This window comes from Nonomuraea sp. NPDC049624 (genome assembly GCF_040675255.1).
In the GTDB taxonomy this organism is placed as follows: domain Bacteria; phylum Actinomycetota; class Actinomycetes; order Streptosporangiales; family Streptosporangiaceae; genus Nonomuraea.
The window spans coordinates 260,747-281,272 of the sequence record NZ_JBFAOR010000002.1 but is presented as its reverse complement, the minus strand read 5'-3'; the positions used below and the strand labels follow the sequence as shown (position 1 = coordinate 281,272).

General features: G+C 71.9%; 22 protein-coding genes and 1 pseudogene. 12 read left to right on the top strand and 11 right to left on the bottom strand.

Annotation, left to right across the window (positions count from 1 at the left end):
* The first annotated feature begins 11 nt into the window (after positions 1-11).
* Positions 12-392 (top strand): DUF2550 family protein, encoded by a 381-nt coding sequence (locus AB0J76_RS07605; RefSeq protein ID WP_364389097.1) that lies wholly within the window; start codon positions 12-14, stop codon positions 390-392.
* Here the strand turns inward: AB0J76_RS07605 and AB0J76_RS07600 are convergent.
* Positions 389-979 (bottom strand): cob(I)yrinic acid a,c-diamide adenosyltransferase, encoded by a 591-nt coding sequence (locus AB0J76_RS07600; protein WP_352324278.1) that lies wholly within the window; start codon positions 977-979, stop codon positions 389-391. The genes AB0J76_RS07605 and AB0J76_RS07600 overlap by 4 nt on opposite strands.
* Positions 980-1,106: 127 nt before the next feature.
* Here AB0J76_RS07600 and AB0J76_RS07595 point away from each other — a divergent pair, with 127 nt between their 5' ends.
* From AB0J76_RS07595 to AB0J76_RS07580, 4 genes are all read left to right on the top strand, one after another.
* On the top strand, positions 1,107-2,003 hold the full coding sequence (locus AB0J76_RS07595; protein WP_352324279.1) for an ATP-binding cassette domain-containing protein: 897 nt from the start codon (positions 1,107-1,109) through the stop codon (positions 2,001-2,003).
* Positions 2,000-3,109, top strand: coding sequence for an ABC transporter permease (locus tag AB0J76_RS07590; protein ID WP_352324280.1), 1,110 nt, complete (start codon positions 2,000-2,002; stop codon positions 3,107-3,109). Before AB0J76_RS07595 ends, AB0J76_RS07590 begins: the two co-directional genes overlap by 4 nt.
* A complete protein-coding gene (locus AB0J76_RS07585) occupies positions 3,110-4,279 on the top strand; it encodes a histidine kinase (RefSeq protein WP_352324281.1) in 1,170 nt (389 codons plus the stop codon).
* Between the two features lie 63 nt (positions 4,280-4,342).
* Complete coding sequence (locus tag AB0J76_RS07580; protein WP_352324282.1) at positions 4,343-4,660, top strand: STAS domain-containing protein; 318 nt, start codon at positions 4,343-4,345, stop codon at positions 4,658-4,660.
* Between the two features lie 168 nt (positions 4,661-4,828).
* Here the strand turns inward: AB0J76_RS07580 and AB0J76_RS07575 are convergent, their stop codons facing one another.
* The 5 genes from AB0J76_RS07575 to nucS all read right to left on the bottom strand — a co-directional run bounded on the left by AB0J76_RS07575 (position 4,829) and on the right by nucS (position 9,651).
* On the bottom strand, positions 4,829-5,371 hold the full coding sequence (locus AB0J76_RS07575; RefSeq protein ID WP_352324283.1) for a TetR/AcrR family transcriptional regulator: 543 nt from the start codon (positions 5,369-5,371) through the stop codon (positions 4,829-4,831).
* Positions 5,372-5,515: 144 nt separating this feature from the next.
* On the bottom strand, positions 5,516-6,988 hold the full coding sequence (locus AB0J76_RS07570; RefSeq protein WP_352324284.1) for an aldehyde dehydrogenase family protein: 1,473 nt from the start codon (positions 6,986-6,988) through the stop codon (positions 5,516-5,518).
* Between the two features lie 32 nt (positions 6,989-7,020).
* Positions 7,021-7,578 (bottom strand): GNAT family N-acetyltransferase, encoded by a 558-nt coding sequence (locus AB0J76_RS07565; protein ID WP_352324285.1) that lies wholly within the window; start codon positions 7,576-7,578, stop codon positions 7,021-7,023.
* Positions 7,579-7,580: 2 nt separating this feature from the next.
* Complete coding sequence (locus tag AB0J76_RS07560; RefSeq protein ID WP_352324286.1) at positions 7,581-8,882, bottom strand: carotenoid oxygenase family protein; 1,302 nt, start codon at positions 8,880-8,882, stop codon at positions 7,581-7,583.
* Between the two features lie 106 nt (positions 8,883-8,988).
* A complete protein-coding gene (gene nucS / locus AB0J76_RS07555) occupies positions 8,989-9,651 on the bottom strand; it encodes an endonuclease NucS (RefSeq protein ID WP_352324287.1) in 663 nt (220 codons plus the stop codon).
* Between the two features lie 36 nt (positions 9,652-9,687).
* Between nucS and AB0J76_RS07550 the strand changes: the two genes are divergently transcribed.
* Genes AB0J76_RS07550 through AB0J76_RS07540 form a run of 3 tightly spaced genes read left to right on the top strand, consistent with a single transcriptional unit; the run spans position 9,688 to position 12,138 of the window.
* On the top strand, positions 9,688-11,136 hold the full coding sequence (locus AB0J76_RS07550; RefSeq protein ID WP_352324288.1) for a 3-hydroxybutyryl-CoA dehydrogenase: 1,449 nt from the start codon (positions 9,688-9,690) through the stop codon (positions 11,134-11,136).
* The gene (locus AB0J76_RS07545) at positions 11,133-11,423 is read left to right on the top strand and encodes an ATP/GTP-binding protein (protein WP_352324289.1); all 291 of its coding nucleotides are present in this window, start codon (positions 11,133-11,135) and stop codon (positions 11,421-11,423) included. The genes AB0J76_RS07550 and AB0J76_RS07545 overlap by 4 nt, the downstream gene beginning before the upstream one ends.
* Before the next feature lie 10 nt (positions 11,424-11,433).
* Positions 11,434-12,138, top strand: coding sequence for an alpha/beta hydrolase (locus tag AB0J76_RS07540; RefSeq protein WP_352324290.1), 705 nt, complete (start codon positions 11,434-11,436; stop codon positions 12,136-12,138).
* Here AB0J76_RS07540 and AB0J76_RS07535 read toward each other — a convergent pair.
* Both AB0J76_RS07535 and AB0J76_RS07530 read right to left on the bottom strand, forming a co-directional pair.
* Positions 12,101-13,228: an ATP-binding protein gene (locus AB0J76_RS07535; protein WP_352324291.1), complete on the bottom strand. Its 1,128-nt coding sequence runs from the start codon at positions 13,226-13,228 to the stop codon at positions 12,101-12,103. The two genes, AB0J76_RS07540 and AB0J76_RS07535, sit on opposite strands and share 38 nt — an antisense overlap.
* A 44-nt stretch (positions 13,229-13,272) precedes the next feature.
* Positions 13,273-13,923 (bottom strand): annotated as a pseudogene (locus AB0J76_RS07530) (response regulator transcription factor); the annotation flags it as partial.
* Between the two features lie 112 nt (positions 13,924-14,035).
* Here AB0J76_RS07530 and AB0J76_RS07525 point away from each other — a divergent pair.
* The 3 genes from AB0J76_RS07525 (at position 14,036) to AB0J76_RS07515 (ending at position 16,122) form a co-directional block, all read left to right on the top strand.
* On the top strand, positions 14,036-14,371 hold the full coding sequence (locus tag AB0J76_RS07525) for a hypothetical protein (protein ID WP_364389092.1): 336 nt from the start codon (positions 14,036-14,038) through the stop codon (positions 14,369-14,371).
* A 75-nt stretch (positions 14,372-14,446) separates the two neighbouring features.
* The gene (locus AB0J76_RS07520) at positions 14,447-15,208 is read left to right on the top strand and encodes an SDR family NAD(P)-dependent oxidoreductase (protein ID WP_352324293.1); all 762 of its coding nucleotides are present in this window, start codon (positions 14,447-14,449) and stop codon (positions 15,206-15,208) included.
* A 119-nt stretch (positions 15,209-15,327) separates the two neighbouring features.
* Positions 15,328-16,122, top strand: coding sequence for an alpha/beta fold hydrolase (locus AB0J76_RS07515; RefSeq protein ID WP_352324294.1), 795 nt, complete (start codon positions 15,328-15,330; stop codon positions 16,120-16,122).
* On the opposite strand, the gene AB0J76_RS07510 is transcribed toward AB0J76_RS07515, so the two are convergent.
* From AB0J76_RS07510 to mce, 3 genes are all read right to left on the bottom strand, one after another.
* Positions 16,082-17,221, bottom strand: a complete 1,140-nt coding sequence (locus tag AB0J76_RS07510) for an AI-2E family transporter (RefSeq protein ID WP_352324295.1) — start codon at positions 17,219-17,221, stop codon at positions 16,082-16,084. The genes AB0J76_RS07515 and AB0J76_RS07510 overlap by 41 nt on opposite strands.
* 125 nt (positions 17,222-17,346) lie before the next feature.
* Positions 17,347-18,636 (bottom strand): DivIVA domain-containing protein, encoded by a 1,290-nt coding sequence (locus tag AB0J76_RS07505; protein ID WP_352324296.1) that lies wholly within the window; start codon positions 18,634-18,636, stop codon positions 17,347-17,349.
* Between the two features lie 191 nt (positions 18,637-18,827).
* Positions 18,828-19,250, bottom strand: coding sequence for a methylmalonyl-CoA epimerase (gene mce, locus AB0J76_RS07500; protein ID WP_352324297.1), 423 nt, complete (start codon positions 19,248-19,250; stop codon positions 18,828-18,830).
* An 86-nt stretch (positions 19,251-19,336) separates the two neighbouring features.
* Between mce and AB0J76_RS07495 the strand changes: the two genes are divergently transcribed.
* Positions 19,337-20,518, top strand: a complete 1,182-nt coding sequence (locus tag AB0J76_RS07495) for an acetyl-CoA C-acetyltransferase (RefSeq protein ID WP_352324298.1) — start codon at positions 19,337-19,339, stop codon at positions 20,516-20,518.
* Positions 20,519-20,526: the final 8 nt, after the last annotated feature.

Here is a 20,526-nt window from a genome sequence, read left to right as displayed (position 1 = left end):
GGGGGGCGGCCATGGTGGCGACGGTTTCGGTTTTGTTGTTGCTGCTGGTCGTCCTCGTGGTCCTGCGAGGGGTGACGCTCGCGCGTTCGCGCGGCAGCGTACCCTGTCGGCTGAAAGTGGGCAGCCGAGGGTGGCAGAGCGGGGTGGCCCGCTACGCCGACGGTGAGCTCCACTGGATTCCGCTCATGGGCGTCCGACTGAGGCCGCGCCACGCGATCGCGAGGCGCGGCCTCGTCGTTTCCGCCCGGCGTGAGATCGACGGCGGCCTCTACGCCGTCGACTGCGGCGGCACGACGCGCGGGTTGTCGCTGGCGATGAGCGCCGACGCCCTCACCGGCTTCCTCGCCTGGCTGGAGTCGGCGCCGCCCAGCGCCTACCTCGACGTCGCCTAGCGGGTGCCGCCGGGCTTCCAGAGGATCTCGTTGCCGCCGTGGGCGACCCGGCAGGCGATGAAGAGCAGGTCGGACAGCCTGTTGAGGTATTTGGCGGTCAGCGGGTTGACGTCGTCGTGGGCCTCCAGCGCCGCCCACGTGGTGCGCTCGGCCCTGCGTACGGTCACCCGGGCCAGGTGCAGCGCGGCCGTGGCCGGGTCGCCGCCGGGCAGGATGAAGCTGCGCAGCGGCTGGAGCTCGGCGTTGAGCCGGTCGCACTGCTCCTCCAGCCGGTCGATGTAGGACTGCTCCACGCGCAGCGGCGGGAACTCCGGCTCGTCCACCACCGGTGTGGCCAGGTCGGCCCCCACGTCGAACAGCTCGTTCTGGATGCGCACGAGGAGCGCCACGAGGTCGGCGGACAGGGTGCCGTGGGACAGGGCCAGGCCGAGGCAGGCGTTGGCCTCCTCGACGTCGGCGTAGGCGGCCAGCCGGGTGTCGGTCTTGGCCGCGCGGCTCATGTCGCTCAGGTTCGTGGTGCCGTCGTCGCCCGTACGGGTGTAGATGCGGGAGAGGACGACGGGCTTGTCCTTGTCGGCACGCGTCATGAGCCCAGCGTAATGACAAATGTCATCCGAACGGGACGCGCTTTCCATGTCGCGCGCATGATTTCCACGACTACCAGGGCGAACGCCGCCAAAGCCACAATCTACCCATGACGAGAGAGAGGACCTGATGCTCGAGATCAGCGAGCTGCGCAAGCGCTTCGCGGGCGGTCCCGACAACCCCGGCGGCAAGGTCGCCCTGGACGGGATCAGCTTCACGGTACGTCCGGGCGAGATGTACGGCTTCGTGGGCGCGAACGGTGCGGGCAAGACGACGACGATGCGCATCGTCATGGGCGTGCTCCAGGCCGACTCCGGATCGGTGCGCTGGCGGGACCGCGCGCTGGGCTACGACGACCGCACGCGGTTCGGTTACATGCCCGAGGAGCGCGGGCTGTACCAGAAGATGCGGGTCAGCGAGCAGATCGAGTACTTCGGCCGGCTGCACGGGCTCGCCCCCGCGGCCGCGAAGAAGGCCGCCGACGAGCTCATCGAGCGGCTGGGGCTGACCGAGCGCAGGGGCGACGCGGTGCAGACGTTGTCGCTGGGCAACCAGCAGCGCGTGCAGCTCGCCGTGGCGCTGGTGCACGACCCCGAGGCGCTGGTCCTGGACGAGCCGTTCTCGGGGCTCGACCCTCTCGCCGTGGACGCCCTGGCCGGGGCGCTCCAGGAACGCTGCAGGAGCGGCGTGCCGGTGATCTTCTCGAGCCACCAGCTCGACCTGGTTGAGCGGCTGTGCGACTCGGTGGGCATCGTCTCCGGCGGCCGGATGGTCGCGACGGGCACGGTGGCCGAGCTGCGCGCCGCCGAGGGCGACACGTTGCGCGTGGAGGTCCGCGACCCCGCCCCGGGCTGGGCCGACGGCCTGCCGGGCACGGTGACCGTCCACGGCGGCCTGCACACCCTGCGGACGGCCGAGGGCGACGACCAGGAGATCCTGCGCCGCGCCATGAAGGCGGGCCGCGTCGAGCACTTCGGGGTCGAGCAGCCGACCCTCACCGAGATCTTCAAGGAGGCCGTGGCGTGAACGGACTGATGCTGGTCGCCCGCCGCGAGATCGTCACGCAGGTGCGCACGAAGACGTTCCTGGTCGGCCTGCTGGTGACCGCGCTGCTGGTGGCGGCGGTCTCCTTCGCGCCGAAGATCATGGGTGGGAACGACTCGTACACGCTGGGCACGGTCAACTCCCAGCAGCTCCCGCTGAAGGCTGCCGCGCCGGACGCCGAGTTCGAGTGGCGCTCCTTCCCCGACGAGGCCGCGGCCAAGAAGGCCGTGCTGGCCGGCGACGTGGACGCGGTGCTGGTCAACGGCGACAAGGTGCTCACCGACGGCGAGATCGACAGCAAGCTCGGCGTGCTCATGCAGAGCACCAACCGGGAGATGCGGCTCGGCGCGGCCGGGGTGACGATCCCGCCGCTGCAGATGGTCTCCGTGGGCGTGGACACCCGCTACCAGGCGGCCAAGACCGGCATCGCCGTGGTGCTGGTGCTCGTCCTCTTCATGCTGCTCATGGGCCAGGTCATGATGGTGGCCATGGGCGTCGTGGAGGAGAAGGGCAGCAGGATCGTGGAGATCCTGCTCGCGGCGGTGCGCCCGTGGCAGCTGCTCGGCGGCAAGATCGTCGGGCTGGGCGTGCTCGGGCTGATCAACCTGCTCACCATCCTCGCCGTCGGCCTGGTCGCCACGTCGGTGTCGGGGTTCGCCGCCGACTTCCCGCCGGGTGTGCCGGGGCTGGTGGTCGCCGTCCTGGTCTGGTTCGTGCTCGGGTACGCGTTCTTCGCCACGCTCGCGGCCGCCTTCGCCTCGCTGGTCTCCCGCCAGGAGGAGGTGAGCAGCGTGATGTCGCCGCTGACCATGCTCATCATGGTCACGTACTTCGTGGCCTTCTACGCCACCAACGACCCCACGGGCACGCTGGCCACGGTGATGTCCTACATCCCGCCGTTCTCGTCGATGATCATGCCGGTCCGGATGGCGGCGGCCGACGTGCCGATGTGGCAGGTGGCGGCGTCCATGGCGGCGATGGCCGTGGCCGTGCTGGCGGTGTTGTCGTTCGGCGCGAAGGTCTACGAGCGGGCGGTGCTGCGCACGGGCGCCCGGCTGAAGCTCGGCGACGTGCTGCGCGCCGGCTAGATGGACGCGATCACGCGGGCGCGCCGGCTGGCCCGCCGGATGCTGAACTCGACGCTCGTGATCATGTGGATCTTCCTGATCGCGTCGACCGTGTTCAGCCTCGGCTCGGGCGCGGCCGGCTGGCCGCGCCTGGCGCTCGCGACGATCGCGGCGCTCGCCTTCACCTGGCTCTACGTACGCGTCGTCGCCGCGGTTATGGAGCGCCGGTATCCCACGAGGGAGGTCGTGTGGACCGGCGCTCTGGCGTTCCTGGCGGCGCTGCTCGGCGGGGCCGACCCGATGGGCTGGGGGTTCGTGCCCATGGTCTGGCTGTCCGTGGTGGTGATCGGGCTGCCCGCGCGCCGGGCGCTGGCGCTGGGCGCGGCGACGTGCGCGGCCTGCGTCGGGCTCGGCGCGCTGTCCGTGCTGGGCGGGACGGGCCTGCTGGCGCTGAGCGGTGACTCCTTCCTCGTGTCGTTGCTCGTCATCGCCGCCCTCGACGTCGTGTGGGCCACGGCGCTGCCCTGCACCAACAGGATGTGGGCCTGGATCTGGTCGCTGGCCGTGCAGGCCCACGACGGCCGCGAGGCGCACACCCGGCTGGCGCTGGCCGAGGAGCGGCTGCGTTTCGCCAGGGACCTGCACGACCTCGTCGGCCACCAGCTCTCGGCCATCGCCGTCAAGACCGAGCTGGCCGTACGGCTGGCCGACGCCGACGGCAAGGCCGCGAAGGACGAGATGGCGGCGGTGAACACGCTGACCCGCAAGGCCCTGCGCGAGCTGCGCCAGGCCGTGCGCGGCTACCGCGAACTTGACTTGACCGCTGAGCTGAATAGCGTGAAGGGAGTGCTCGAAGCGGCCGGCGTCCGCTGCGAGGTGCGCCTGCCGCACCGCGAGCTGCCGCAGGGCGTCGCGCCGGTGTTCGCCTACGCGGTGCGTGAGGCGGTCACGAACGTGCTGAAGCACAGCGCCGCGACCTTCTGCGACATCACGCTGCGGTTCACCGACCAGGAGGCGGAACTGGCGGTGCGCAACGACGGCGTGGCGCGCAGGCAGGCCGACGACCTGGGCAGCGGGCTGTCCGGCATGGGCGAGCGGATGGCCGCCGTGGGCGGCCGCATGACGGCCCGTCCCACCGGCGACGGGCAGTTCCTGCTGACGGCTGTCGTGTCACTCCCGATAGATGGGTAGGGGAGGAGAGCGGGGGTTTCGATCCCGGCGACCACACGCCGTGTGCGTGATTGAGGAGGTGGCATGCGCGTCCGGCGTAATCCACGAGGCCAGACGGTACGGATCGGCGCCCGGCTCGACGCCGGCACGTCGGCCGGCGTGCGCGAACGGCTGCACGCCGCGCTCGACGCCGGCGAGGGCGACCTCATCCTCGACCTCTCCAAGCTGGAGATGATCGACGCCACCGGGCTCGGGGTGCTGGTCGGAGCGCATCGGCGCGCGATCAGCGTGCAACGCCGCCTCGTTCTTCGGGGGGTGCCCCCGCGGATCATGCGGATCCTGGCGGTGACCCGGCTGAATCGGGTCCTGCACGTCGAGGTTCCCGCGGCCGCGGTGGCCTGAGGTCACATATCGGGGCCGGGCGCCGATCAGCCGTCGCCCGTGCCCTTTCACGAGGCGAATATAGAGGGAATGTAGATTTCGGCCGGCCCGCTATCACGGGCGTGGGCACTCGCAAAGAACTGTGAAAGTGATTATTCTGTGACCCCATCACTGCGGGTAATCGGCGGGTCACGACGGACTGAGGCTGCGGATGAAGATGTGCACCGCCACCTCGACCAGATCGTCGATGGTCGGCTGCTCGTCGGCCAGTATCCATTCGATCAGCAGCTCTTGCAGCGCGCCAATTACGCCAAGCGCCACCAGACGCCGATTCAGCGAGCGGGCCTGCGGGAAATCCGCCGACGCCTCCTCCACGAGCCGGGCGAAGGAGTCCACCGCCCGCTGACGCGAGGCTGTCAGGACGTCGCCCGATCTGCGTACCTCCAGGTGCATGATGCGGGCCCGCCGCCAGTCGGCGGCGGCGAACTCGATATAGGCGCGAATCCCCGCCTTGACTCTTCCGTCAAGCGTGCCCGGCGCCTCCTGTAACGCTTTGGCCACAACTGCGAGGCTTTCCTCCACGCACCGCTCGTGCAGCGCCTGGAGCAACTCCTCGCGGCCGCCGAAACATTCGTAGAAGGCGCGGTTGGAGATCCGCGCCTCCGAGCACAATCTTTCGATGGTCGTCGCCGCGAAACCTGGTTTCGCGTATAGCGTGTAGGCGGCCGTCATCAGCCGCTCGCGTCTGTCCGCCAGCCTTTGCTCAGCTGACATTCCCCGGTAAGACCGGTTCACATTCCACCCGTCCAACATGATCGTGGCCCCCAGAGCACACAATTATGGACGGATGATCGGATTTGGGAAAGAGCGCGATGATTATCTTTTACGTCGTCCGTGCAAGAACGTGACAAGCCTGATCAGTCGCTCAAGCTCGTCGGGCCCCCTCCTGAAGGAGGTCAGGTTCATGCCGGGCAGGGCGAAGCGCTGGCGGGAGACCGCCTTCGGCCTGGTGAACTCGCGCAGGCCGTCGGCTCCGTGGATGCGGCCGAACCCCGAGTCGCCGACCCCGCCGAACGGCAGCGCGGGCACCCCGGCGAAGGAGATGACCGAGTTGACGGCGGTCATCCCGGTCCGCATCGCGCGCGCGAGCTGCGTCGCCCGGCGCGCGTTCCGCGAGAAGATCGTGCCCGCCAGCCCGTACGCCGAGGCGTTGGCCAGCTCCAGCGCCTCCTGCGCGTCGCGGGTGCGCCGGACGGTGATCGTCGGCCCGAACGTCTCCTCGCGCACGGCCGGGGAGTCCTCGGGCACGTCCGCCACGATGACCGGGTCGACGAACGGCGCCCGTACCGAGTCGGGGCCGCCGGTCACCACTTTTCCGGACTTGGTGGCGTCGTCGATGTGCCGCCGGATGATGTCGATCTGGGCCGGCATGGTGATCGGGCCGTAGTCCTGGCCGGCCTTGACCTGGGCGGCCCGCTCCGACAGCTCCCGCATGAACGGCTCGTACACGGCGTCCACCACGTAGACCCGCTCGACGCCGGCGCAGGTCTGGCCCGCGTTCGACATCGCGCCCCACAGGCAGGCGTCGGCCGCGGCGGGCAGGTCGGCGTCGGCGTCCACGATGAAGGCGTCCTTGCCGCCGCACTCGGCCACGAGGGGCGTGAGGTTCTCCGCGCACGCCGCCATGACCCGCTTGGCGGTGGCGGTCGAGCCGGTGAAGGCCACCTTCCGCACCCGGGGGTCGGCGGCCAGCGCCGCGCCGGTCTCGCCGAGCCCGGTCACCGTCTGCAACACCGGCTGCTCGGGCACCGACTCGGCGAACAGCTCCGCCAGCCGCACGCCCACGCCGGGAGTGAGCTCGCTGGGCTTGAACACGACCGCGTTGCCGGCGGCCAGCGCGTACGCGATGGACCCCATGGGGGTGAACACCGGGTAGTTCCACGGGCCGATCACGCCGACCACGCCGAGCGGCAGGTACTCCAGGGTGGCGGCCAGGTTGAGCCCCAGCATGCCGGTCGCCACGCGGCGGCGGCCCAGCACCTTGGCGGCGTTGCGGGCCGCCCAGTCGAGGTGCGTGACGGCCAGCACGATCTCCAGCGTGGCGTCGCCCACGGGCTTGCCGGTCTCCTCGTGCACCAGCGCGGCCAGCTCCCGCAGGCGACGCGTGATGACCGCCTTGTAGTCGAGCAGGCGGCGCCTGCGCTCGCCCGCGGGCAGCGCCGCCCACCACTCCGCGGCCGTCTCGGCCCTGGCCACGGCCTCGTGCACGGCCTGGGCGTCGTTCTTGGGGTGACTGCCGACGACCTCGCCGGTAGCCGGGTTCAGTGAGTCGAACGTCAGCGTGGTCATGGCGTCACGATAAACCGGTAAGCCGTCGCTTACTAGCTCCGGGGCGGGCGCAGCATCCCCCACACCGGCGGCCCGTCCGGCAGGGTGAACCGCTCGGTGACCGCGAACCCGAACCGCTCGTAGAAGGGCACGTTCGACTCCTTGCTGCTCTCCAGGTAGACGGGCAGCCCGCCGCACCTGGCCAGGCCCGCGCGCAGCAGCGCGCCGCCCACGCCGGTGCCCTGGAGCTCGGGCACGGTGCCGAGCTGGGCCAGGTACCAGTAGGGGCCGCCAGGCTTGTGCCGGGCGAACTCCTCCTCCAGCAGCAGGCCCTGGCGCACCCGGTCGCCCATGGCCGCCAGCAGGCCGGGCACGGCCGCCTCCGCGTCGGGCCGGTGGCCCGGCGGGTCCCACAGCGCGACCCCCGCCACGGCGCCGCCCCCGCTGAGCGCCGTGTCGGTGAACGCGTGCAGGTGACGGGCGATCGTGGCGAACATCCCCGCCGCGCCGCGGCCGCCGGGCAGCAGCCACCCGACCACCGGATCGTCATGGAAGGCCCTGGCCAGCGCGCCGCCGGCGGCGTCGAAGTCGTCGGCCGGCCTGATCTCCACCGTCAGCCCTCCGCGAACCACGAGCCGTGGAAGCCCGCCGGCACCCGCCTGGGCAGCCGCACCGAGGCGACGTCGGACAGGTCGCTCGCGTCCAGCACCAGCAGCTCGGACGACTCCCCGGAGGTGACGATCGACAGCAGCCACCCCTCGTCCTCGCCCGTGGCCCCCTCGGCCGGCACGAACACGGCCTCGCCGGTGGCGCCGCCGGTCTTCCTGACCTGGGCGGAGCCGTCGCGCACGTCGTACTTGACGACGGCGTCGGCGCCCACCGTGTAGAGGTGGCGGCTGGGCCGGCCGAGCAGGTCCTCGTTGAAGGTGGGGAACTCCACGCCGCGGTCGTCCAGCGCCTCCTCCGTGGCCGTGCCGGTGGCCGGGTCGAGGATCCAGCGGTGCAGGGCGGCCGCGCCGGCGGCGCCCGCGTGCCGGGCCGGGTCGGCGGCGCCGCCGATCTGCTTCCAGACGGCGGACCACGCGCCGGGGGAGTAGCGGGCGGCGTTCAGGACGACGCGCCCCCGCTCGTCCTCCCAGGCGTTGCCGACGTGGAACACGTAGCAGGGGTCGACGTCGAACCAGCGGGTCGGGCCGCCCGTCCGGGGGGTGACGCCGATCCTGGCGCCGTAGTCGTCCTCCCAGGCGTACGGCATGCCGCGGCGGTTCAGGTCGAAAACCACCGGCAGGTCCAGCCAGAGCAGGTGGTGCTCGGTGACGGCGAAGTCGTGCATCATCGTCGGCCCCGGCACCTCGATCTCCCTGCTCTCCACCAGCTCGCCGGCGGCCGAGAGCCGGTGGTAGGTGAGGAACGGCGGGAAGTACCCGTAGCCGAAGAAGTGCAGCTCGCCGGTGAGCGGGTCGTGCTTGGGGTGGGCGGTCATCGCGGTGGTCAGCCGTCCGCCGAAGTCGCACGGGCCCACGGTGGCCAGCTCGGGCGTCACCTCGTGCGGCAGGCCGTTCTCCACCAGCGCCAGGATGCGCCCGGCGTGCCGGACGACGTGCGTGTTGGCGGTCACGGCGGCGCGGTCGACGCCGGTGTCGGTGACGAACGGCGCGTCGTCGGTGAACTTGCTGGTCCGCACCCAGCGGTTGCGGTACCACTCGGCCCGCCCGTCCCGCAGCCGGACGCCGTGCAGCATGCCGTGCCCGGCGAACCAGTGGCCGGGATCCTCGCCCGGCCGGGGGTTGGGCCCGTTGCGGAAGTAGCGCCCGGTCAGCTCGGCGGGCAGCGCGCCCGTGACCTCCAGGTCGTGCGCCTCGATCTCGTCGGGGACGGGCGCCAGGTCACCGCTGAGATACGCGGGAACGTCCATGAACACTCCAATCTCGATATGTCGAAACTAGAACGTCCGGAAGAGACGTGTCAACACAGGAATGTCACGCCATGGGGAATCCCGGCCCGCTGCGAGGCCGGGAGGGCTAGAAGAGGGTCGGGTTCTCCGGCTCGATGCCGCGCAGGGCGGCGTAGTCGAGGGTGACGCAGTCGATGCCCCGGTCGGTGGCCAGCACGCGCGCCTGCGGCTTGATCTCCTGCGCCGCGAACACCCCGCGCACCGGCGCGAGCAGCGGATCGCGGTTGAGCAGCTCCAGGTAGCGGGTGAGCTGCTCGACGCCGTCGATCTCGCCGCGCCGCTTGATCTCGATGGCCACCGTCGCGCCCTGCGCGTCGCGGCACAGGATGTCGACCGGCCCGATGGCCGTCATGTACTCGCGGCGGATCAGCGAATAGCCCTCGCCCAGGGTCGTGATGTGCTCGGCCAGCAGCTCCTGGAGGTGGGCCTCCACGCCGTCCTTGATCAGGCCGGGGTCGACGCCCAGCTCGTGGCTGGAGTCGTGGATGATCTCCGCCATGGTCAGGACCAGCTTCTCGCCGGTCTTGCCGTGGGTGACCGTCCAGGTCTCGCCGTCCTCCTTGAGCTTGCACGGAGGGTTCATCCAGTTGAGCGGTTTGAAGGCGCGGTCGTCGGCGTGGATGCTGACGCTCCCGTCCGCCTTGATGAGGACGAGCCTCGGCGCCATCGGCAGATGCGCCGTGAGCCGTCCGATGTAATCCACGCTGCACCGCGCGATGACCAGCCGCATGACGGTCCACCTTAGCGGCTCTGGAAAACTGGTCGCATGGCGTTTGAAACGGTGGGAGTTGTCGGGCTCGGCACGATGGGCGCCGGGATCGCCGAGGTCTTCGCGCGTGCCGGGCTCCGGGTGATCGGCGTCGAGGCCGACGTCGAGGCGCTGGCCAGAGGGCGCGGGCACGTCGAGCGCTCCACGGCCAGGGCGGCCGACCGGGGCAAGCTGACGGACGGGCAGCGGGCCGAGATCCTGGGGCGGATCACGCTGACCACCTCGCGCGAGGACCTGCGCGAGGCCGACCTCGTGATCGAGGCGATCCCCGAGGTGCTCGACCTGAAGATCTCGCTGTTCCAGGACCTCGACCGGATCTGCAAGCCCGAGACGGTGCTGGCCACCAACACCTCCTCGCTGCCGGTCACCGCCGTCGCCGCCGCCACGGGCCGGCCCGGGCGCGTGGTCGGCATGCACTTCTTCAACCCGGCGCCGGTGATGCGGCTGGTCGAGGTGGTGGGCACGGTGGTGACCGCGCCCGGCGTGGTCCCGGAGATCTGCGAGCTGGCCGGGCGGCTGGGCAAGACCGCCGTACCGGCGGGCGACCGGGCCGGGTTCGTGGTCAACCGGCTGCTGCTGCCCTATCTGAACCACGCCGCCGTCCTGCTGGAGCTGGGCATCGCCACGCGCGACGGCATCGACGACGCCATGCGGCTGGGCGTGGGGCTGCCGATGGGGCCGTTCGCGCTGCTCGACCTGATCGGGCTCGACACCGCGTACGAGGTGATGGAGGTGCTGTTCGACGAGACGCGCGACCGCCGGCACGCGCCCTCGCCGCTGCTGCGCGAGCTGGTCACCGCCGGGCGGCTCGGCCGCAAGAGCGGCCACGGCTTCTACGGGCCGCAGGAGCCGGCCAAGGAGCCGGAGAAGTCCACGGTCATCACGTTCGCCATCGACGGGCCCGACGTGCACGGGCTCGGCGAGCGGTTGCGGGCCTCCGGGTTCGGGCCGTCCGACGCGCCCGACACCGTGCTGCGCTGCACCGATCGTCCGGTGATCGAGCATGCCGTACGCCTGTCCGACCCCACCAGGATGGTCGGCGTGCACGTCGTCGGCGACAAGGTGGCCGAGCTGGCCGGCACCGCGCTCACCTCGCCCGCGGCCGCCAAGGCGGCGCGCGACCTGATGCGGGTCGCCGGTCTGGTGCCCGTCTCGTGCAAGGACCGGGCCGGGTTCGTGGCCGACGCCCTGCTGTTCCCCTACCTCAACGACGCCGTCCGCATGTACGACGCCGGCTACGCCTCCATCGCCGACATCGACGCCGCCATGCGGCTGGGCTGCGGCTACCCGGCCGGCCCGTTCGAGATGCTCGGCTACCTCGGCCCGGCCAGGGTCCGCGACGGCCTGCGGGCCCTGTACGCCGAGTACCGCGAGCCCGCCTTCGCCCCCGCCCCCCTGCTCGACCAGCTCGTCACGGCCGGTGTGAGCGAGTTCCCCCGCTCATGAGCCCCCGCCGCGCCCGCCGGAGGGACGACTCCCGCCCTCTCGGCCTGCCCACCGGCAACGACAAGGTGGAGGAATGGCCGGACGGCGACTGGAAGGTGCGCATGCTCACGGGCGCGTCCTCGACCAAGACCTACCGCTGCCCCGGCTGCGACCAGGAGATCCTGGGCGGCAGGCCGCACCTGGTCGCCTGGCCTGACTGGCCGGGCGGCGACCAGGAGCGCCGCCACTGGCATCCGGCCTGCTGGCGCAAGAGACTCGACCGCGGCCCCGGCCGCAGCCGCTACTAGGAGGACCCCCGTGGAGATTCGCGCGGCCACCGTGCTGCCCGCCAGGCGTGAACCGATCGAGCTGCAGACGGCCGACGGCCTGACCCTGGTCGGCGAGCTGGCCCAGCCCCTCGACCGGCCGCCCGTGGCGACCCTGGTGACCCTGCACCCGCTGCCCACCCACGGCGGGTTCATGGACAGCCACGTCTACAAGAAGGCCGCCAACCGGCTGCCCGCGCTCGCCGACCTCGCCGTGCTGCGCTTCAACACGCGCGGCACCAGCTCCGAACGCGGCACCTCCGGGGGCGCCTTCGACGGCGGCGAGGGCGAGCGGTTCGACGTGGCGGCGGCGCTGGAGTACGCCGAGTTCAACGACCTGCCGCGGGTGTGGGTGGTGGGCTGGTCCTTCGGCACCGAGCTGACCCTGAAATGGGCCCACGACCCCCTGGTCGAGGGGGCGATCCTGCTCTCGCCGCCGCTGCACAGGGCCACCGACGACGACCTCGACGCCTGGGCCCGGTTCGGCCGGCCGCTGGTGGCGATGGTGCCCGAGTTCGACGACTACCTGCGTCCGGAGGAGGCCCGGCGGCGCTTCGCCAGGGTGCCGCAGGCCGAGGTCATCGGCGTCGACGGCGCCAAGCACCTGTGGGTGGGCGAGCCCTACGTCCGGATCGTGCTGAACGAGATCGTCCGGCGGGTCAATCCGGCGGCGTACCCGCTGCCGACGGACATCTGACGGTCACCTCCAGCCCGCCCTGCGGCCGCGCGACCACCTCCAGCGTGCCGTGATGGGCCTGGACGACGGCGGCGACGATCGACAGCCCGAGCCCCAGCCCGTCGCCGACCGCCCGGCGGCCGCCCGCCAGCCGCTGGAACGGCTGGAGCAGCGTCGCGACCCGGTCGGGCGGGATCACCGGGCCGCTGTTGGCGACGCCGAGCGTGGCCAGGCCCGACCGCACGCCGGTGGTCACCGTGATCCAGCCGTCCGGCACGTTGTGCCGCGCCGCGTTGTCCAGCAGGTTCACGACCAGGCGTTCCAGCAGGGCGCGGTCACCGGAGGCGGGCGCGGGCCGCAGCGTCGCCTCGACCCGCAGCGGTGAGTCCGGCCGCCGGTCGAGCGCCTGCCGGGTGACGGCGGCCAGGTCCAGCGGCTCCCGGTGGTCCAGCCCCTGCTGGCTCCTGGCCAGGACGAGCAGCGCCTCGATGAGCCGTTCCTGGTGCCGGCCGGCCGCCAGCAGACGGTCGAGGACGCGGCGCAGCTCGGTGGTGCCGGCGTCCGGGTCGGCCAGCGCGACCTCGGCCATGGCGCGTTGCAGGGTCAGCGGGGTGCGCAGCTCGTGGGAGGCGTTGGCCACGAAGCGGCGTTGCGCGGTGAAGGCGGCCTCCAGCCGGTCGAGCAGGTCGTCGAAGGTGTCGGCCAGCTCCTTCAGCTCGTCGTCCGGGCCGGAGGCGGCCAGCCGCCGGTCGAGCCGGTCGGCCGTGATGCGCCGGACGGTCGCCGTCATGTCCTGCAACGGGCGCAGCACCCGCCCGGCCGTCAACCGGCCCAGCAGCACCGACGCGAACGCCATGACGACCAGGGCGATCACCGAGTTGACCAGCAGCCTGCGCAGCCCGGCCGCCTGCTGCTCGGCCAGGTACGCCGCGTCCACCCGCGGCGGCGGCACGACCTGGCCGGGCCCCCCGGGCAGGGCGGGCGCGGCCGGCGCGGCCGGGAACGGCGAGTGCGCGGCCAGCAGGTAGATCAGGGCGACCAGCAGCAGCCCGGCGGCCAGGAACAGGCCGCTGTAGAACAGCGTCAGCCGCAGCCGTACGGTTCGGCGCACGCCGGGGCACCTCCGTCCGAGTCCGGTGCTCGCGCGGGGCCGGCCATCCGGTACCCGGCCTGCGGCACGGTCTCGATCAGCGGCGGGTCGCCGAGCTTGCGGCGCAACCGGCTGACCGTGACCTTCACCGTCTGGGTGAACGGGTCGGCGAACTCGTCCCACCCGCGTTCGAGCAGCTGCTCGGCCGAGACCACCGCGCCGCCCGCCGACAGCAGCAGCTCCAGCACCGCGAACTCCTTCGGGCTGAGCGCCAGCCGGCGTCCGTCGCGGGTGGCCACCCGGGTGGCCGGGTCGAGCCGCAACCCGCCGTGGACCAGCACCGCGGGCAGCGCCGGACGCGCCCGCCTGGCCAGCGCCCGGATCCTGGCCACCAGCTCGGCGAACGCGAACGGCTTGGGCAGGTAGTCGTCGGCCCCGATGCCCAGCCCGCTCACCCGGTCGTCGATGGTCCCGGCGGCGGTGAGCATCAGGACGCGCGCCGGATGGCCGCCGGCGGCCAGGCTGCGGCACACGTCGTCGCCGTGCAGGCCGGGCAGGTCGCGGTCGAGCACGACCACGTCGTAGTCGTTGACGGACGTGCGTTCCAGCCCGGCGGGCCCGTCCAGCGCCACGTCGACGGCCATGCCCTCGCGGCGCAGGCCGGCGGCCACGGTGTGGGCGAGCTCCTCGTGGTCTTCGACGATCAGCACCCTCATGGTCCGCCCAGCATGCCCAGAGCGGGGTTACAGCGGGGTAACCGCCGTCGTTCCCGGGCGGTAACCGGGGGCGGGGTTCGCTGGGAGCGTCGGACGAGACGGAGGAGTCATCATGAAAGGTTCGACCATCAGGCGGGTGGCCCTGGCCGCCCTGGTCTTCGCCGCCGTGGCGGGCGGGGCGGCGGCGTCGTACGGGGAGAGCGGGCCGGGCGACGGCGGGAAGGCGTTCACCGCCTGCGTGCGCGCCCACGGGCTGCCGGGCTTCCCCGGGGTCACCGTCTCCGCGGACGGCCTGATCAACCTCAGCATCGGCGGCGAGCGGGTGGACGCCCTGTCGGCGACGTACGGGGCGGCGGTCAGGGCGTGCGAGTCGCTGCTGCCGCGAGGGGCGAGGCTGCCGGCCGCGCCGCAGGCTCCGGCCGCGCCCGCGGCGCCCGTCCTGTCGTGATTCGGGGTGGTATGGGCATAGCGCGGGCCGGGCAAGATTTGTAGAATCTTGTTCGGTTCCGAGCGAGGAGGCAGTGTGGGCGCGTTCGACCTGTCCGGCAGGACGGCTCTGGTCACCGGGGCGTCGAAGGGCATCGGGCGGGCCATCGCGCTCGCCTACGCCGCGGCGGGCGCCGACGTCGCCCTGGTCAGCAGGTCGGCCGAGCCCCTCGCCGAGGTGGCCAAGGAGGTGCAGGCGCTCGGCAGGCGGGCCGTCGTGATCCCGGCCGACCTCACCGACCGCGAGGCGGCCGCCGCGGCCGTCGCCGCCTCGATCGACGGGCTCGGGCGCCTCGACGTGGTCGTCAACAACGCCGGCGGCTCGAACTTCCTGGTCGAGTTCAAGGACCTGCGCCTGTCCGGCTGGGACAAGCTGATGCGGCTCAACCTCGACTCCGCCATGGCGGTCTGCCACGCCGTCGCGCCCCACCTGCTGGGCCGCGGCTCCGGCTCGGTGATCAACGTGGCCTCGGTGGCGGCCCGCGGCGCTCCGCTGCTCGCCCCGTACGCCGCCGCCAAGGCCGGGCTGGTGGCCCTGACCAAGACGCTCGCGGCCGAGTGGGCGCCGGCGGGCGTCCGGGTCAACGCCCTGTGCCCCGGCTGGACGGCCACCGACCTCAACCGCAACCTGTGGCAGGACGAGGCGGCCGCCGCGGCCACGGTCGCGGGCGTGCCCATGCGGCGCTGGGGCACGCCGGAGGAGATGGCCCAGCCGGCCGTGTTCCTGGCGGGGGAGGCGTCGGCGTACATGACGGGACAGGTGCTGTTCGTCGACGGCGGGGCCACCGCGATCGGCTGAGCCCTGGTGCTCGGTGCGCGACCACCGCTCGGCAAATCCGGAAGCGGTCGGGCTTATCGCGGTATACCGGCATAGGTCAATAAGTGAATGTCTCCGTGAACCGGGCTACCGTGTGGTCCGTGCAGCTCTACACGAGATCGGCCGGGAGCGGACTCCCGGTGGTGTTGCTCCACGCGTTCCCGCTGTCGTCGGCGATGTGGCTGGCCCAGCGCGAAGGGCTGTCGACGGTCTGCCGGGTCATCACCCCCGACCTGCGCGGGTTCGGCGGCTCCCGGCTGGGCGACGACGAGCCCTCCCTCGACCTGATGGCCGACGACGTCGCCAGGCTGCTCGACGACGAGGGCATCGACCGGGCGGTGGTCGGCGGGTTGTCGATGGGCGGCTACGTGACCATGGCGTTCTGCCGCCGGCATCCCGACCGGGTGCTGGGCGTGGTCCTGGCCGACACCAAGGCCAGCCCCGACCCGCCCGCCGCCAGGGAGAACCGGGAACGCATCGCCCGCGCCGTGCTGGACGAGGGGAGCGAGGTGCTGGTCAGCGAGGTGCTGCCGGCGCTCATCGGGCCCACGACCAAGGAACGCCGGGCCATGGTCTTCGGCCGGGTCAAGGGCCTGGTGCAGTCGGCCCCGCCGGGTGCCGTGGCCTGGGCGCAACGGGCCATGGCCGCGCGCCCCGACTCCTTCGGCACGCTGGGCGAGCTGAAGGTGCCCCTGCTGATCGTCGTGGGGGAGGAGGACGAGCTGTCACCGCCCGCCGACGCCGAGGCCATGGCGCGGGCCGCGCCCGAGGGCAGGCTGGAGGTCATCCCCAAGGCGGGTCACCTGAGCGCGGTCGAGCAGCCGGAGGCGTTCAACGCGACGGTGACCGAGTTCCTCAGGACCGAGCTTGGCGGGGCAGCACGATCTCCCGGATGATCAGCGCGATGGCGGCGGCCACCGGGATCGCCAGCAACGCTCCGACGATGCCGAGCAGGGCGCCGCCGAACAGCGCCGCGATCACCGTCACCGCGGGCGTCACGTCCACCGAGCGCTTCATCACCCTGGGATAGATGAAGTAGTTCTCGATCTGCTGGTAGACCACGAAGAAGATGGCGCAGGCGATGCCGGCGGGCAGCGACTGCAGCAGCGCGACCCCGGTGACCAGCACCGCCCCGATCGTGGCGCCCACCAGCGGGATCAGGTCGGTCAGGGCCACGACGAGGGCGAGCGCGAGCGCGTACTGCACCCCGGCGATCGACAGGAAGATCCAGGTCAGCGCGCCCGCGATGACCGAGATGAGCACGTTGCCCGCCACGTACCCGCCGATGCCGGTGAGGATCTGCTCGGTGATGGCCGACGTACGCGGCCGGCGCGAGGCCGGGACGAGCTTGAGCAGGTACTCCTTGATCGTGTGCAGCGAGCCGAGGAAGTACAGCATGAGCACCAGCAGCGTCACCGTGGTGAACACGCCGTTGAGCACCACCAGCCCCGCGCCCATGATGCCGCTGGCCAGCGCGGGCCCGAGCGTGCTGGTCACGAACTGGCGCACCTGCGCCAGCACGTGGTACTCGGCCTCGATCTGGCGGACCGTCGGATGGTTGCTCAGGTCGGTGATGTAGCCGGGCACGGCCGCGATGAACTCCGACAACTGCTGGCTGACCGGCGGCACCACGGCCAGGCCGAACAGCGCGAACGCCACGACCACCCCGGTGAACACGATCGAGATCGCCGGCCGCCTGCCCAGGCCGCGCCGCTGCAACGCCTCGACCGCCGGGTTGAGGCCCACGGCCAGGAACATCGCCACGACGATGAGGATGATCGTGCTGAGCGACTTCTCGATCATCTGCGCGAGCGCGATGGCGGTCAGCACGCCCAGCCCGCCCACCAGCCCGAACAGGAACGGCCCGCGGGCGAACGGCTTGCCGGGCAGCCCGTACGGCGCCGGCTCCTCGGCGGGCCCCGGCTCCTCGGTGGGCCCGGACTCCTGGGGCGCCTCGGCCTCCTCGGCGGTCCTGGGCTCGGTTTCTGCGGACACGGGGGGCTCCTAGGGGGACGGGAGGTGTCGGTGAAACAGAAAGAGAGCCTAGCGACCCAAGGTCACCAGGCTCTCTTCCCAACCGTTCGCTGCCCCCGTGTGCGGTCTCCCGTGCTAGCCCGCCGTCACTCCTGCCACCACTCCGCGTCGTCCTCGCTCTTGGCCTCGACCTTGGGAGCGGGCGTCGTGGGCGGCGCGACCGGCTCGGCGGCCGGCGCGGCGATGGCCGGCTTGGCCGGGGCCGCGGCGACCGCGGGCTCCGGCTCCAGGCCCGGCAGGGCGGCGCCGCCGAGCAGCTGGCGCAGCTGGGCCAGGTGGCTGGTGATGCTGTCGCGCTGCCTGGTCAGCTCGTCGACCTGGCGCTGCATCGTGGTGCGGGTGCGCTCGGCGTCGTTCTTCGCCTCGGTGACGATCGTCTCGGCGCTGCTCTTGGCCTCCGACATGATCGTCTCGGCGCTCTTGCGGGCGTTGGCGACGAGCTGCTTGGCGTGCAGGTCGGCCTCGCGGCGCGTCTGCTCGGCCTGCTGGGTGGCCTTCGTGGCGCGCGACTCGGCCGTGGCGGCCCGCTGCTCGGCCTCGGCGACCATCTTCTGCGTGTTGGCCTGGGCGGTGGCGTGGCGCTCGGCCTCCTGGCGCTCGGCCTCCTCCCGGCGGGAGGCGAGCTGGATCTCGAACTCGGCCTCGTCCTGGGCCCGCTTGGCCTCCGACTCCTCCAGCACCCGCTGAGCCTGCGCGCGCATCTCGTCGGCCTGCCGCTTGGCGGTGGTCAGCACCTCGTCGCGCTCGCGCTTGGTCGAGGCGCGCAGCTGCGCCACCTCGCGCTCGGTGGTGGTGCGCAGCTTGGCGATCTCGCGCTCGGCGTCGGCCCGCTTCTCGGCCACCTCGTGGTCGGCGGTGGCGCGCAGCTTGGCGGCCTCACGCTCGGTGGTGTTGGTCAGCTCGTCGGCCTCGCGGCGGGCGGTGGAGCGGATCTCCTCGGCGTCCCGCTCGGCGGTGGAGCGCATGTCGTCGCTCTCCCGCGTGGCCTGGGCCCGCTTCTCGGCGGCCTCGGCCTCGGCGGCGGCCCGCAGGTCGGCGGCCTCGACCTTGGCGGCGGCCTTGATCTCGTTGGCCTCGGTCCGGGCGGCCTGCACGAGCTCGGTGGCCTGCTCCTCGGCCAGGCGCAGCAACTGCTCGATGCGGGCGCCGAGACCGGAGTACGTCGGACGCTCCTGCTCCTGCAGCTGGCGCTGGGAGTCGGACAGATCGCGCTGCAGGTTGGCGACCTGCTCCCTGGACTGGCGTAGCTCCAGGTCGAGCTGCTTGAGGTGGTCGTGCACCTGGTGCCGGTCGTAGCCCCTGAGCACGACGTCGAACTCGCGTGCCGGGGCGTCCTCGAAGAAGTTGTTGAGCTGGGCGTCGATGTCGGACTGCATGGAGGCTCGATCCTGGGTTGTCGAGACGGCTACACGGGCCGGACGGGGGGTTCGGGGCAGCCGAGCCAGGAGCCTGTGCCTCGCGGCAGGCTCCCTGTCCGGTGGGAAGCCAGCGTACTCCGCTGGTGCCACCTTCGGGCCCCGTCCAGCTTTCTGCGTGACTAGTTACTTATGTACGAAATTTCCGTTTGCTAGCGCGAGGCCGCTTGGACCAACTCGGTGAGCATTCCTCCCACATCTTTGGGGTGCAGGAACGCGATCTGCGACCCCATCGAACCGTGCCGCGGACGTTCGTCCAGCACCCTCACGCCCTTCTCGTTGATCTTAGTCATGGCCTCGGCGACGTCGGAAACCCCAAATGCCACATGGTGGACACCTTCGCCCCGTTTGGCGAGGAATTTCCCCACCGGCGAGTCGTCGGAGAGCGGTTCCAGCAGCTGGATGTAGGAGCCCCCGCCTTCGCCGTCGGCGATGTGCAGCATCGCCTCCTTGACGCCCTGCGCCTCGTTGACCTCGCGGGCCACGACGGTCAGCTCGAACGTCTCCGAGAAGAACGCGATCTTCTCCTTTAGGTCGTGGCAGGCGATCCCGATGTGGTCGATGCGCATGAACATTGTGTGGCCTACCTCCATAGCGGGCGAGCTCCTACTCGTGGGTATGGTGTCAAAGAACCCCTCGTGAGCACAGGAGGCCGCCGCCAATGTCCAGTTCCGTCATCGTCGCCGGAGCTCGTACCCCCATCGGCAAGTTGCTCGGCGCCCTGTCCGGGCTGTCCGGCGTGGAGCTGGGCGGCATCGCCATCAAGGCCGCCCTGGAACGTGCCGGGGTGGCTCCGGAGGCCGTCGAGTACGTGATCATGGGCCAGGTGCTCCAGGCGGGCGCCGGCCAGATCCCCTCCCGCCAGGCCGCCGTCAAGGCCGGCATCCCGATGACCGTGCCCTCGCTGACCGTCAACAAGGTCTGCCTGTCGGGCCTCGACGCCATCGCCCTGGCCGACCAGCTCATCCGCGCCGGCGAGTTCGACATGGTGGTCGCGGGCGGCATGGAGTCCATGACCAACGCCCCCCACCTGCTGCCGGGGCTGCGCAAGGGCGTCAAGTACGGCGGCTCCGACGTCGTCGACTCCATGGCCCACGACGGCCTGTTCTGCGCCTTCGACCAGTGCGCGATGGGCGAGTCGACCGAGCGGCACAACGCCCGGCTCGGCATCGCCCGCGACGAGCAGGACGCCCTGTCGGCCCGCTCCCACCAGCTCGCCGCCGCCGCCACCAAGAACGGCGTCTTCGAGGAGGAGATCGTCCCGGTCGAGATCCCGCAGCGCCGCGGCGAGCCGGTGGTCGTCCGCGAGGACGAGGGCATCCGCGGCGACACCACCGCCGAGACGCTGGCCAAGCTGCGCCCGGCCTTCGCCGCCGACGGCACCATCACCGCCGGGTCGGCCTCGCAGATCTCCGACGGCGCGTGCGCCGTGGTGGTCATGTCGAAGGCCAAGGCGGAGGAGCTCGGGCTGCCGTGGCTGGCGGAGATCGGCCGGCACGGCAACGTGGCCGGGCCCGACGCGTCCCTGCAGTCGCAGCCGGCCAACGCCATCAAGCACGCCCTGTCCAAGCAGGGCCTGACCGCGGACGACCTCGACCTGATCGAGATCAACGAGGCGTTCGCGAGCGTGGTCCTGCAGTCGGCCAAGGAGCTCGGCGTGCCGCTGGACAAGGTGAACGTCAACGGCGGCGGCATCGCCCTGGGGCACCCGATCGGGGCCTCGGGGGCGCGGATCGTGCTGACGCTGGCGTACGAGCTGAAGCGGCGGGGCGGCGGCCTCGGGGCGGCCGGCCTGTGCGGCGGCGGCGGGCAGGGCGACGCGCTCATCATCCGCGTGCCCTGACCCGTCCT

Bases quoted from the DNA above. Each gene is read 5' to 3' on its own strand.
- AB0J76_RS07605 (WP_364389097.1), top strand. From the start codon at position 12: ATGGTGGCGACGGTTTCGGTTTTGTTGTTGCTGCTGGTCGTCCTCGTG.
- AB0J76_RS07600 (WP_352324278.1), bottom strand. From the start codon at position 979: ATGACGCGTGCCGACAAGGACAAGCCCGTCGTCCTCTCCCGCATCTAC.
- AB0J76_RS07595 (WP_352324279.1), top strand. From the start codon at position 1,107: ATGCTCGAGATCAGCGAGCTGCGCAAGCGCTTCGCGGGCGGTCCCGAC.
- AB0J76_RS07585 (WP_352324281.1), top strand. From the start codon at position 3,110: ATGGACGCGATCACGCGGGCGCGCCGGCTGGCCCGCCGGATGCTGAAC.
- AB0J76_RS07580 (WP_352324282.1), top strand. From the start codon at position 4,343: ATGCGCGTCCGGCGTAATCCACGAGGCCAGACGGTACGGATCGGCGCC.
- AB0J76_RS07575 (WP_352324283.1), bottom strand. From the start codon at position 5,371: ATGACGGCCGCCTACACGCTATACGCGAAACCAGGTTTCGCGGCGACG.
- AB0J76_RS07570 (WP_352324284.1), bottom strand. From the start codon at position 6,988: ATGACCACGCTGACGTTCGACTCACTGAACCCGGCTACCGGCGAGGTC.
- AB0J76_RS07560 (WP_352324286.1), bottom strand. From the start codon at position 8,882: ATGGACGTTCCCGCGTATCTCAGCGGTGACCTGGCGCCCGTCCCCGAC.
- nucS (WP_352324287.1), bottom strand. From the start codon at position 9,651: ATGCGGCTGGTCATCGCGCGGTGCAGCGTGGATTACATCGGACGGCTC.
- AB0J76_RS07550 (WP_352324288.1), top strand. From the start codon at position 9,688: ATGGCGTTTGAAACGGTGGGAGTTGTCGGGCTCGGCACGATGGGCGCC.
- AB0J76_RS07545 (WP_352324289.1), top strand. From the start codon at position 11,133: ATGAGCCCCCGCCGCGCCCGCCGGAGGGACGACTCCCGCCCTCTCGGC.
- AB0J76_RS07525 (WP_364389092.1), top strand. From the start codon at position 14,036: ATGAAAGGTTCGACCATCAGGCGGGTGGCCCTGGCCGCCCTGGTCTTC.
- AB0J76_RS07505 (WP_352324296.1), bottom strand. From the start codon at position 18,636: ATGCAGTCCGACATCGACGCCCAGCTCAACAACTTCTTCGAGGACGCC.
- mce (WP_352324297.1), bottom strand. From the start codon at position 19,250: ATGTTCATGCGCATCGACCACATCGGGATCGCCTGCCACGACCTAAAG.
- AB0J76_RS07495 (WP_352324298.1), top strand. From the start codon at position 19,337: ATGTCCAGTTCCGTCATCGTCGCCGGAGCTCGTACCCCCATCGGCAAG.